Annotated in this window: 12 protein-coding genes; 5 read left to right on the forward strand and 7 right to left on the reverse strand. The window is 66.3% G+C overall.

Annotation, left to right across the window (positions count from 1 at the left end):
- The first annotated feature begins 251 nt into the window (after positions 1 to 251).
- From A5655_RS14115 to A5655_RS14135, 5 genes are all read left to right on the forward strand, one after another.
- Complete coding sequence (locus A5655_RS14115) at positions 252 to 953, forward strand: SDR family NAD(P)-dependent oxidoreductase (RefSeq protein ID WP_067011029.1); 702 nt, start codon at positions 252 to 254, stop codon at positions 951 to 953.
- A 23-nt stretch (positions 954 to 976) separates the two neighbouring features.
- Positions 977 to 1,852, forward strand: coding sequence for a mycofactocin-coupled SDR family oxidoreductase (locus tag A5655_RS14120; protein ID WP_067011031.1), 876 nt, complete (start codon positions 977 to 979; stop codon positions 1,850 to 1,852).
- A gap of 16 nt (positions 1,853 to 1,868) precedes the next feature.
- Positions 1,869 to 2,069: a ferredoxin gene (locus A5655_RS14125; protein WP_067011033.1), complete on the forward strand. Its 201-nt coding sequence runs from the start codon at positions 1,869 to 1,871 to the stop codon at positions 2,067 to 2,069.
- Between the two features lie 134 nt (positions 2,070 to 2,203).
- Positions 2,204 to 3,460: a cytochrome P450 gene (locus A5655_RS14130; protein ID WP_369807217.1), complete on the forward strand. Its 1,257-nt coding sequence runs from the start codon at positions 2,204 to 2,206 to the stop codon at positions 3,458 to 3,460.
- Positions 3,461 to 3,635: 175 nt separating this feature from the next.
- Positions 3,636 to 5,036 carry an alpha/beta hydrolase family protein gene (locus A5655_RS14135; RefSeq protein WP_067011036.1) on the forward strand — a complete coding sequence of 467 codons (1,401 nt, stop codon included), beginning with the start codon at positions 3,636 to 3,638 and terminating at the stop codon, positions 5,034 to 5,036.
- A 54-nt stretch (positions 5,037 to 5,090) separates the two neighbouring features.
- Here A5655_RS14135 and A5655_RS14140 read toward each other — a convergent pair whose 3' ends face one another.
- From A5655_RS14140 to A5655_RS14170, 7 genes are all read right to left on the reverse strand, one after another.
- Positions 5,091 to 6,266, reverse strand: coding sequence for an acyl-CoA dehydrogenase family protein (locus A5655_RS14140; RefSeq protein WP_067011038.1), 1,176 nt, complete (start codon positions 6,264 to 6,266; stop codon positions 5,091 to 5,093).
- Complete coding sequence (locus A5655_RS14145) at positions 6,250 to 7,248, reverse strand: acyl-CoA dehydrogenase family protein (RefSeq protein WP_067011040.1); 999 nt, start codon at positions 7,246 to 7,248, stop codon at positions 6,250 to 6,252. The genes A5655_RS14140 and A5655_RS14145 overlap by 17 nt, the downstream gene beginning before the upstream one ends.
- Before the next feature lie 76 nt (positions 7,249 to 7,324).
- Entirely contained in the window at positions 7,325 to 7,951 is a 627-nt protein-coding gene (locus tag A5655_RS14150) for a nitroreductase family protein (protein WP_067011042.1), read from the reverse strand.
- Positions 7,952 to 8,023: 72 nt separating this feature from the next.
- Positions 8,024 to 9,424 (reverse strand): acyl-CoA reductase, encoded by a 1,401-nt coding sequence (locus tag A5655_RS14155; protein ID WP_156764866.1) that lies wholly within the window; start codon positions 9,422 to 9,424, stop codon positions 8,024 to 8,026.
- 5 nt (positions 9,425 to 9,429) lie between these two features.
- Positions 9,430 to 10,776: a hypothetical protein gene (locus tag A5655_RS14160; RefSeq protein WP_067011046.1), complete on the reverse strand. Its 1,347-nt coding sequence runs from the start codon at positions 10,774 to 10,776 to the stop codon at positions 9,430 to 9,432.
- Positions 10,777 to 10,867: 91 nt separating this feature from the next.
- On the reverse strand, positions 10,868 to 11,323 hold the full coding sequence (locus A5655_RS14165) for a hypothetical protein (protein WP_067011048.1): 456 nt from the start codon (positions 11,321 to 11,323) through the stop codon (positions 10,868 to 10,870).
- Positions 11,324 to 11,333: 10 nt separating this feature from the next.
- Positions 11,334 to 12,032, reverse strand: coding sequence for a hypothetical protein (locus tag A5655_RS14170; protein WP_067011278.1), 699 nt, complete (start codon positions 12,030 to 12,032; stop codon positions 11,334 to 11,336).
- Positions 12,033 to 12,076: the final 44 nt, after the last annotated feature.

The following is a 12,076-nucleotide window of genomic DNA, read 5'->3' on the forward strand; positions in this document are numbered from 1 at the left end:
AAAATTTCATTCTCTTCCCCGGCGAATCTTACATTCGGGTCTCGATAATTCAAGAAAGTCTCAGGAATGGGACCGGGCCGCCGACCAGCGGCGTTATTGAGCGTGTGTTGCGGTAGTGGGCCTCTCGGCGCAGGCCGTGCGCGGTTTCGCGGCCATGTTGCACGCCGCTTCGCGCCGAGAGTAAGGTTCTCATAATTGTAAGGGAGATTCTTTGTGACTGAGATGGCCGCATTTGGAGACGAGGCCTCGACGTGAAGACCGCGGTGGTCACCGGTGGCGGATCCGGCATCGGTCAAGCGGTCGCGCAGCGGCTGCGCGCCGACGGACTTGATGTCGCCACCATCGACCTCAGACCGTCGGAAGCCGACTTCGCCTTCACCGCCGACGTCACCGACCGGCCGCAGGTGGATGCCGCGCTGGCGGCCATCCGCGCCCAGCTGGGACCCGTGACGGTCCTCGTCAATGCGGCGGGCCTGGACGGCTTCAAGCGCTTCGCCAACATCACCTTCGAGGAGTGGCAGCGGGTGATCGACGTCAACCTCAATGGTGTCTTCCACGTGACCCAGGCGGTGCTGCCCGACATGGTGGAGGCCGGGTGGGGACGGATCGTCAACATCTCGTCGTCGAGCACCCATTCCGGTGCGCCCTACATGAGCCACTACGTGGCGGCCAAGTCCGCGGTCAACGGCCTCACCAAGTCGCTGGCACTCGAGTACGGCCCCAATGGCATCACGGTGAACGCCGTGCCGCCGGGATTCATCGACACCCCGATGCTGCGCGCCGCGGAGCAACACGGATACCTCGGCGACATCGAAGCGACCATCGCCCGGACCCCGGTGCGCCGGATGGGCAAGCCGGAAGACATCGCGGCCGCGTGTGCCTTCCTGATCTCCGAAGAGGCCGGCTACATCACCGGTCAGATCTTGGGCGTCAACGGCGGCCGCAACACCTGAGCATCGACTTAAAAGGAGACAGTGTGGGAGAGGGCGCACCGGGGCGCGTTAAGGGAAGGGTCGCCTTCGTCACCGGCGCGGCGCGCGGGCAGGGTCGCAGCCACGCGGTGCGGCTGGCCGAGGAGGGCGCCGACATCATCGCCGTCGACCTGTGCCGTGACGTCGACACGATCGGTTACCCCATGGCGGCACCCGAGGACCTCGAGGAGACCGCCCGGCTCATCGAGAAGACCGGCCAGGGCGCCGCGATCGCCCAGGCCGACGTGCGCGACGCCGCGCAACTGAGCGCGGCCCTGGAGCGCGGGGTCGCGGAGTTCGGCAGGCTCGACATCGTCGTGGCGCAGGCCGGGGTCGCCGGCATGAAGGGCCGCCCGCCCCTGCAGGCGTGGTGCGACGTCATCAACACCAACCTGATCGGCACCATCAACGCCATCCAGGTCGCGCTGCCCTACCTGGGCCAGGGCGCCTCGATTGTCGCGACCGGATCCACCGCCGCGCTGATGGATACCGCCAAGAAGGACAACCCCGGCAACGACCCGGGCGGCATGGCCTACATCCACTCCAAGCGGGCGCTGTCGCACTATGTCCACGACCTGGCAACCGAGCTGGCGCCGTTGGGGATTCGCGCCAACGTGATTCACCCGACCAACACCAACACCCCGATGCTGCAGAGCGAGCCGATGTACCGGTCGTTCCGGCCGGACCTCGAACGCCCGACCCGGGCCGACGCCGAACCGGTTTTCGGCGTGCAGCAGGCGATGAAAATCCCCTACATCGAACCCGAGGACATCAGCAACGCCGTGCTGTGGTTGGCCTCCGACGAGGCCCGGTACGTCACCGGCGTGCAGCTGCGCGTCGATGCCGGCGGCTACCTCAAGTGGTACGACTACGACAATTGAGCCGCAAGGAGACATCGTGAAGGTCTGGGTTGATTCGGAACGCTGCCAGGGCCACACCCTTTGCGCGATGATCGCGCCGGATTCGTTCCAGCTCAGCGACATCGACGGCAGTTCGTCGGCGGTCGACGAGGTGGTGCCGGCCGACAAGGAGGATCAGGTCCGCGAAGCCGCCCACTCCTGCCCGGAACAGGCCATCGTCATCACGGATGAAACGTAAAGGGAGACAGCGCCTTGAGTGTCGACGACAGCGTTGATGACCAACTCAGCGACAGCGACCGTAAACGGAACCGGTATCACTTCGATCGGCACTCCGCGGATTACCGTTCGCGGTTCAAAGACATCACCGAGGAGATGCACGCCCGCTGCCCGATGGCCTGGAGCGACACCTACGGCGGGCATTGGGTGGCGGCCGGCAGCCACGAGGTGTTCGAGCTCGCCCGCTGCCCCGCGGTCTCCAACGATCACGATGTGAACAACGAACGCCGTGGCTACAAAGGCATTTCGATCCCGACGGCCAGCCGCATCAACGGCATCCGGGGCGGCATCCTGGAGATGGACAACCCGGAGCACAAAACCTACCGCGCCGTGCTGAACCCCTACCTGTCGCCGGCCGCGGTCAAGCGCTGGGAGCCGTTCGTCGACGACGTGACGCGCGCCTGCCTCGACGAGAAGATCGAGGAGGGCCGCATCGACTTCGTCGACGACCTGGCCAACGTCGTACCGGCCGTGCTGACGCTGGCGATGATGGGCATCCCGCTGAAGAACTGGCAGATGTACAGCGAGCCGACCCATGCCGCGGTGTACACCCCGGAGCATTCCCCGGACATCCAGCGCGTCACCGAGATGCACCGGCAGATGGGGATCGACCTGATCAACAACATGATCGAGATCCGCGAGAATCCGCGGCCCGGCCTGGTCAATGCCCTGCTCGAAATGCGCATCGACGGTGAGCCCGCGCCCGACCTGGAAATCATCGGAAATCTCGGTTTGATCATCGGTGGCGGCTTCGACACCACCACGGCGCTGACCGCCCATTCGCTGGAATGGCTTTCGCAGAATCCCGATCAGCGCGAGCTGCTCAGCAAGCAACGCGAAACGCTGCTCGATGCCGCGACCGAGGAGTTCCTGCGCTATTTCACCCCCGCCCCCGGCGACGGCAGGACGTTCTCCGACGACGTCGAGCTCGACGGCATCACGTTCAAAGAGGGCGAGCGGCTGTGGATTTCGTGGGCGATGGCCAACCGCGACCCCGCGGTGTTCCACGACCCGGACGAGATCATCCTCGACCGCAAAGGCAACCGGCACTTCAGCTTTGGACTCGGTGTGCACCGCTGCGCCGGGTCGAACGTAGCGCGCACGGTGTTCAAGTCGATGCTGACCGCGGTCCTCGACCGCATGTCCGACTACACCTGCGACCCCGAAGGGACCGTGCATTACGAGACCATCGGCGTCATCCAGGGCATGCGGAAGCTGCCGGCCACCTTCACCCCCGGCCGCAGGGTCGGGGCCGGCCTGGACGAGACGCTCGAGAAACTGCAACGCGCCTGCGACGAGCAAGAGCTGGCCAGGCCGATCACCGAGCGCAAGGAAGCCGCCGTCATCGACTGACGCTTCTTCTCGCGAGCAGACGCAAAAGCCCCCGACACGCCGCGTGGTGAGGAGCTTTTGTGTCTGCTCGCGGTCTGGGCCCCTGGGCTCCAAGAATTCGTAGAGGCTTCGTAGAGGCCGACATCTAATCCTTCTCTCACAGCGCGGATCGCTGCCGCCGGGAGGAGGAATCACGATGCAGCTCCTGAGTAACCACATCTCGCTGATGCACGGCTGGGTGCCGATGACCCTCGATGCCGCCACCGCGATCGCCCTGGCGCTGGCCGTCGGGCGGCGATCGCGCCGTTGGCTCCTGCTGTGGCTGCCGGTGGCCATCGTGGTGGGCGGCGCGGCGGCCGCGGGGGCGCACTGGTACATCGGCCGAGTCGCAACCGACCCGGCGCCGCCCACGCTGTACGTGTGGATCGCGTTGGCCGGAACGGCCGCGGCCGTCCTGATCCTGGGCTGGCGCGGCGCGTGCTGGTGGCGGCGCCTCGTATCGATCGTGTGCCTGCCGCTTTGCCTGCTCTGCTCGCTGCTGGTGCTGAATCAGTGGGTCGGGTATGTGCAGACGGTGCAGAGCGCGTGGGATCAGTTCACCTCCGCTCCGCTGCCCGGGCAGACCGACAAGGCCACCGTCACCGCGATGGCGGCGAGCGGCACCAAGCCGTCCCGCGGGCGCCTGGTGCCGGTGCAGATCCCCTCCGACGCGTCCCACTTCAAGCACCGCGAGGAACTGGTGTACCTGCCGCCGGTGTGGTTCGCGAGTTCTCCGCCGCCGCAGCTGCCGACGGTGATGATGATCGGCGGCATGATCAACACACCCGCCGACTGGGTGCGCGCCGGCAACGCGGTGGACACCATCGACGCCTTCGCGGCCGCGCACGGCGGCAACGCGCCGGTGCTGGTGTTCGTCGACCCGGGCGGGGCGTTCGACAACGACACCGAATGCGTCAACGGAAGCCGCGGCAACGCGGCCGACCACCTCACCAAAGACGTCGTGCCCTACATGGTCTCGAATTTCGGGGTCAGCCCCGACCCGTCGCACTGGGGCGTCGTGGGCTTCTCCATGGGCGGGACCTGTGCGGTGGACCTGACCGTCATGCACCCCACGCTGTTCAGCACCTTCGTCGACATCGAGGGCGACTTGACCCCCAACACCGGCAGCAGGGCGCAAACCATCGCCAGCCTGTTCGGCGGAAATGCCGAGGCGTGGGCGGCATTTGACCCGACGACGGTGATCAGCCGACACGGCCGCTACCACGGGGTGTCCGGTTGGTTCGCGATCACGTCCGGCGGTGCTCCGACGCCGCACCGAGACATCACCGTTCTCGAGAGCGCCGCGATGGCCGTTGCCGGCCGCGGCGCGTCGACGGACCCGGGTAACCAGGCCGCGGCCGCGGCGTCCCTGTGCGCCCTGGGCCGGACGAACGGCATCGACTGCGCCGTGGTCGCCCAGCCGGGGAGGCACGACTGGCCGACGGCCGGCACGGCCTTCGCCACCGCGTTGCCCTGGCTGGCCGGCCAGCTGGGCACCCCGGACATGCCCCGGATCCCGTTGCCCGGCATGGCGTCTGCGGCCCCCGGCCGAGCGTGAAGCTGGCCGCACGCTCGACGCCGAGCGTGCGGCTGGCCGCACGCTCGAGGGAACTCAGCCGCGCGGCAGGCCGAGCACCCGCTGCGCGATGATATTGCGCTGGATCTCCGACGTGCCCCCGGCGATGGTGCCGGAAAAGCTTCGGGCATAACGCTCGAACCAGCTGGCGAAATAGTGGTCCAGGTTCATGTGCGCGTACGGGCCGGTCTGCCCGGGGTGGATAAGGCCGTCGGACCCCGCGGACGTGAACGCGAGTTCCATGCCGCGCAGCTCCGCCTCGGACCCGAGCAGCTTGAGCACCGAGATCGCCGCCACGTCGTCTTCGCCGCGCGAGGCGCGGGCCAACGCAACCGAACCCAACAAACGCAGCGCTTGCTTGTCCATGATAGTGCTGGCGTACTGGTCGCGCTCGGCGTCGGTGCCGGGGCGAAAGTCGTCGATCATGTTGTCGAGCCGGTCGGCGAAACCCAACCACATCATCGTGCGTTCGTGCCCGAGCGACCCGTTGGCCACCCGCCAACCCTGGTCGAGCTCGCCGACCAGATTCTCCGCCGGCACCCGCACATCGGTGAAGAACACCTCGTTGAAATCCAGATCGTCGGCACCGCAGATCGACGGGAACGGCCGGCGCACCAGACCCGGAGTGTCGGTGGGGATGATCAGCGCGCTGATTCCCTTGTGCTTCGGCGCATCTGGATTGGTGCGCACGAAGGTCAGCAAGACGTCGGCGTCGTGGGCCCCGGATGTCCACACCTTCTGCCCGTTGACCACGAAGTGGTCGCCGTCCAGCACGGCCCGGGTGCGCAGCGACGCCAGATCCGAGCCGGCGCTGGGCTCGCTCATCCCCAGCGAGGCGGTGATCTCGGCGCGCAGGATCGGCACCGCCCAGCGTCGCTTCTGTTCGTCGCTGCCGAACGACAACAGCGATGCCCCAACGATATTCACGCCCTGGGGGTTGAAGCTGTGATAGATCCGGCGGCGGCTCAGTTCCTCCAGATAGACGAACTGCTGAATGACCGTGGCGTTGCGACCACCGAACTCCGGTGGCTGGCTGGGCAGCAGCCAGCCGTTGTCGAAAAGCAGCCGCTGCCAACGACGGGCCCACTGCGGCATGTGCGACACCGACCGCGGGCGCTCCAACGTTTCGCTTGCGTCGGGCAGGTTTTCGTCAAGGAACGCGGCGAACTCCGCCCGGAACGCCTCGACGTCGGAATCAAAAGTCAGCTGCACGGTATTCCTCTGCGATCCGCGCGCGGTGTTGCGCGGCGCCGCCGAGCATCAGCTCGCCCGCCTTGGCCCGCTTGAGCGCGAACTGCAAATCGTTCTCCCAGGTAAAGCCCATCGCACCGAAAAGCTGTAAGCCGTGCCGGAATACGAGCGACTGGCACTCCCCCGCGGATGCCTTGGCCATCGCGGCCGCGAGCCGGCGCCGCGGATCGTCGGCCGCGATCGTCAACGCCGCGAAGTAGGCCAGCGCGCGGGCGCGCTCCACCGCGACGTGCATGTCGGCGGCCTTGTGCTGGACGGCCTGGAACGAGCCGATCGGCACACCGAACTGCTGCCGGCTGCGGACGTGCTCGAGGACCAAGTCGAGGATGCGCTGGCAGGCGCCGACCATGGTGATCGCCATGCCGGTCAACGCGACGTGCTCGGCGCGTTCGGCGTCGACGGCGAGCCGGGCGCTGTCGGGCACCCGGACTTCGCCGAACGAGAGGTCGGCGACGTGCAGGACCGGGTCGAACACCGCCGAGCGGCGGGCCGACACCTGGTTGGCCGCGACGACGAACACACCGGCGTCGGTCACCACCGCCAACCGGTCGACGCGATCACCGTCGAGAACGTGCCGCGCCGTGCCGTCCAGCACCCAGCCGTCGGCGTCCCGGTGCGCCCATACCCCGCCATACACCGCCGTCCCGGCCTCGTGCGCGTCGAACCGATCCGCGACCAGCGGGGCGAATTGGCTCATCGTCGCGAGGAACGGGGTGGGGTCGGTCGCGCGCCCCAGCTCCTCGAGCACGATGGCCAGTTCCACGGCGCTGGCCGCGTCGTTCAGCTCCGTCCAGCCCTGGTCGACGTAGGACTTCCACAACGGGCTCGGGTCGACGCCGTCCTCGGCCACGCTGCGCACCAGCGACGGCGGGCACTGCTTGGCGACGACGTCGCGAACGGTCTGCTGCCAAAGCCGCTGATCAGCATCGAACTCCAACAGCATCCGGGCCGCCTCCTGTCGTCACCGCTTCCGCGAGAATAGCATTCTCTATCTCGGAAGTTGTAATCTCGGAAAGCGGTTATGGAGTGCCCGAGCGCACCAGCAACTCGTCGGCCGGCTGGCCCCAGCGATCGAGGTTCACGAACTCCGAAAGCGGGCGACGGCGCAGCGGGCCGTGCGTACCCTTGGGCCACCCGACCACGATGTGGCCCGCGACCAACCAGTCCTCGGGTACACCGATGGCTTCGCGCAGCGGCCGCTCGCCCCCATACGAGGCCCAGCTGGTGAGGCACGCCCCGAGGCCCTGGGCCCGCGCGGCCAGCAAGAAGTTCTGCATGGCGGGGAAGATCGAGCCGCCCAGCAGCAGCTCGGACGCGGTCGGATAGTGCTGTTGCGCGAACAAGACCGACGTGAACTCGCCGGCACGGTCGTGCAGTTCGTAGGTCGCGCGGTAGGTGCGGGCACGCTGGCTGGTGTCGTCCGCGGCGGGCCGGCTCATCCCGTAGACGGGTTCGATCACTTCCAGCGCGTGGGCGGCCGCCTTGGCGACGACGGCCCGTTGCTCGGCCGATCGCAGCACGACGAACCGCCAGCCCTGCGCGTTGGCGCCCGACGGAGCCCACCTTGCCGCCTCGAGGCAGCGCGTCAGGGTCGCGTCGTCGACCGGCTCATCGGTGAACCGCCGGATGGTCCGGGCGGTCGCCATGACTTCCCAAACGTCACTGCTCGCTCCAGACACGACCGCTCCCTTCACGCTGCCCCGCTCCCCCGATGCAACCTAGCGTGACGCGGCGATGTCGTCGTCGCCCATCCAGTGCACGAACCGCTGAAGCGGGTACATCGCGTCGTGTGGACTGCCGAGGACGTGCGCGTTGGCCGTACCGAGTCGGCACAGGCGTTGGGCCCCCGCGCTGGCCAATCGATCGCGTAGCCGCGCCTTGCGTTCGTACGGGTACACGCCGATGGTCTGTGTGGCGACGTTGACGAAGCGGACCGCGTCGTCCAGCGATTCCACCAGCACGACATTCGATGTCTTGTTGGTGGGCTGGAACTCGACCGGCCGATCGGAGAGAATCACCAAGCCGCGGCCGTCGAAACCGCCCCAAGTCTTGAGGTCACCCATCGCTTCCATCACTTCGATCTCTTCCCGAATTTCCGTTGGCAACTGCGTGCCCTGCGCCGAGGCGAAGTCGCGCTCCACGTTCAGCCGCTCGGCGAGCTTGGCGCACAACGATTCGACCTGCGGCATTTGAGAACTCAGCGTTTCCACGAACGCGTAGCGACTGGCCAGGCACGCTTCCTGGTTGAACACCGTGGTGTCGGCGGCCAATAGCTCGGCAACCTCGGCGATGCTCTCCTCGGACGCGAAGGCCTCGCGCCCGATCATCGAGATCGACGATTTCGGATCGAACGAGATCAATTGGATTCCGGGGCCCAGGTACTGGATCACATTGGCGATCGCTTCGCCGCCACCCCACGCGACGATCTTGTCGAAGTACTGCGGCCGGTACAGGGTGCGCTCGATCGAGGCGTCACCACCCGGCCAATACACCGCCGACATCGACTGCACCACCGGGTGTTTGGGATCGATCTCCGCCATGGTGCGCAGCACCGCGACGGTGGTGAACGGATCGCTCGACGGCATCTTGAACAGGTTGACGGCCTTCACCAGCGCCCCCTGCGCGATCGAGGAGACACACCCCGACGGGGCATTGCCCGCCAGCATGTGAACCATGCGCGGCGGGAAGGCGCGGACCGCACCCTTGTTGCCGTATACGTCGGTTCGCTCGACCCACCCGTCCAGCGCCTCTCGATGGGCGAAGTTGGAATCGACGATGCTCTCGAGTAGCTGCCTGTCGAGGTAGAACGGCGCCTGTCGGTAAAGGTTCTCCACGACGCGCCGCGGCAAAGGGTTTGTCGCCGCGACGAGTTCGAGGCACTGCTGCAGATGGGGGTTGCGATCAAGTCGCAGTCGCTCGCCCGTTTCGACCAGGAAGTCGATGATCTCGGCGAGAGTGACGTCCAGCAATGGTGGCAGCTCCGAGCGAGGTAATACGAGGGCATCGAGATCGATTGCCGGGGTGACGAAGTCGGCGCCGAGGTCGCGGGATCGATGACGAACGGCCTCGCCCTGGACCAGCGCACCCCGCACGAAGTGCGGCGCCGACAATGTTTTCACGGTGGTCACGCGACGCCCCGCACGTAAGCGTCGATGCTGCCCGCGCAGCTGATCTTGTCGCCGCCCGGCAGGTCGGCGTAGCGCATGATGTCCCGGCCGACGGTCGGACCCTGGTGGCCACACCGGCACTTCCCAAAGCTGACGCTCACCTTGTCCCCGCTGATCACCCCGCCCCAGCGACCCTCGATCGAAGCATCGAAAAACGCTGCCCGAGCCTCGATCTCACCTGAATCGGCCGGTAGAATTTGCTCCCCGTTGGCGTCCAGCGGCAGCATGATCACCCACGGCGATATGTGGTAACGCCCGGCATGGCACAGCGGGAAAGTGGCGTTGATTTCGCGCATGCTGTACGCGTGGTACAGCCGCTCTTCGGCGACGTTGAACGTCTCGAGGATGTACTCGCGGTAGTTGGCGGGCAACGCAGCGCCTTTGAGCCCCCCGGCAACCATCATCGCGTTGGTTGGGTTGAACTCCCCTCCGCCATAGCCCTTGGCACGGATGCCCTCGGCGATCTGATAGAGGGTGGCGAACATGCCGGTGGCCAGAAGTGGCAGGCCCCGAGCCTCGATCACCGCATCGATCGCCTTCTTGGCCGACGTCTCCAAGTCGGCCGCCCGCTGTGCGGCGATCCGTTCGAATTCCGCCACCTCATTCGGTCGCGCCGTACCTTCGGTCAGCTTGCGCCGCAAGGTAATCATGTCCACCATCGACCCGACGGTGATCGGCTCGCCATCACCGAACTGGTAGGGCACGTATCGCGAGGACAGGCAATCGACCATGGCCTGCCGGATCGCGTCCTCGCGCGGCGCGGCGAATTGCGGGCCCAGGCCTAGGAATTTGCGGTCCTCGCCTCGGGCCAGGCCCGTCGCCCACAACAGCGCCTCGACGTTGATCCGGGCCGAGAGTTCGATGTCGCCCTCGGTGCACGACAGCATGGCCGGTTTTCCGGTGGTGCCGCTCGAGCAGGAAAGGTAGTGACCGACGGTTTCCAGCCGCTTGATCCAGTCGTCGAGTGTCCCAACGCCGGCGGTGTCGAGCCCCTCGACCGCGCGGGTGGACACCGTCTGCAGCCAGCGCCCCATGCGGTCCCAGCGCCCCTCGTTGAGCCAACCTTCCACGTACGTCTTGTATGTGGTGTGGGCGAACAGCAGCGGTACCAGGTCGCCGACCCGTTTGATCTTGTCCACCCCCGCCGATTCGGCCCGGTTCGCCAGAAGCGGAATGGCTTCGGCCTGGCAATGCAGGCGCTCGGTCGCCGCTTCCAGCTGGAGGGGCAGTAGCTCGGCGGGCGCAATGTCGAAACAGTCCTGGGCCCCGACCAATTGCACGAGGCGCTCCGTTGCAGACGTCATCAGCGACTCCTCATCAACCGGGGCTCATTAAGTAAACATGACTGTATATTAATGTGCTCGGGCCGTCGAGGTCGGAAGGGGGCCGGCGCATTCACGGATGTCGCGTCGGCGCCGCGTGGTCGGCATTTTGCCGTTCGATCCGCCGATCGTGGATCCTGACCAGCTCGCGGAAGCCGAGCCGCGGGTATTCGGGGACGGGCTGGATTCCCCAATGGTCTTTGGCCGTGGTGATCCCTGCGCCTTCCGGCGCACCGCTGATGGGAGGCCCGGGGAACGGATAGGGATACTGACATTCCAGCGATTCGTTGCTGTAGCGCACCTTCATCAGCTCGCTGCAGATGTCGCGGAAGCTCAGCGTCGGATATCCATACCAGATCGCCAGGAACGGCAGGGTGAACGAACCCTCGAGGACCAGCCCGACCAGGCAGACCATGATGCCGCGCTTCAGCCACTTGTGCATCCCGGCCCATTGCGCCGTGGTACCCAGCGGGAGGTCATCGGCCGCGGATTGATCCGACGCTTCGTCGCCGGTCTTGGACGCGCTCATCGAGTTCTCCCTAGTCCGAGAAGATTTCGCGGCTCACGGTGTGCAAATACGGAATCGCCAGGAACGGAGTGATGTACGTGATGTCGTAGATCCACCAGCCCAGGACCGGGAAAACGACTCCGGCATAACGAACGTCGGCATACACCGTCATGTTCATCACGTAACCGATCCAGATGACGACGCCGAACCAACAGGTGACCAGCAGCCATTGATGGCCCCAGCGCTTCATCTGCAGGAAGGCGATCGCTGCGGCGATCCGCATGGGAAACACCGTCAGGATGAGCGCGACTTCCCAGCCCTTCTCCCCCGGCGCGGTCGCGCCCCCGATCCACAACTGGTTGTAGTGCCAGAAGTAACCGGCGTCAAAAGCGTTGCCCCACGCCGTGTATAGAACGCGGTAGATCAGAGAGTGGTTGGCGACCATATCGAGGATCCAGCCCTGCAGGTTGAGCCCGGCATCGAGGATGACCAGGTAGCCGATCAAGGTCACCATCAGCGGCCGCACGGACAGACCGGCCTTCTGCGCCCGTCGAAGTAACGCCAGTCCATACAGGAACAACGGCAGGCCGAAGATGCCGGGCACGTTGGCCCCCATCAGCAATGCCCCAGCGATAAGCCATTTGTCGGCGCGGCGTTGCGCCAGGCGGCTCCGCTCTAGTTGATCATCGAGCGTCAGCGCGCCAGAGGTGTGCGACGCGAACCCCGCCACGGCCGTCTTCGGCAGTTTCACGGTTTCTCCTACCAGTTCCGGGT

It is taken from the genome of Mycobacterium sp. 1081908.1, assembly GCF_001673535.1.
Taxonomy (GTDB): Bacteria; Actinomycetota; Actinomycetes; order Mycobacteriales; family Mycobacteriaceae; genus Mycobacterium.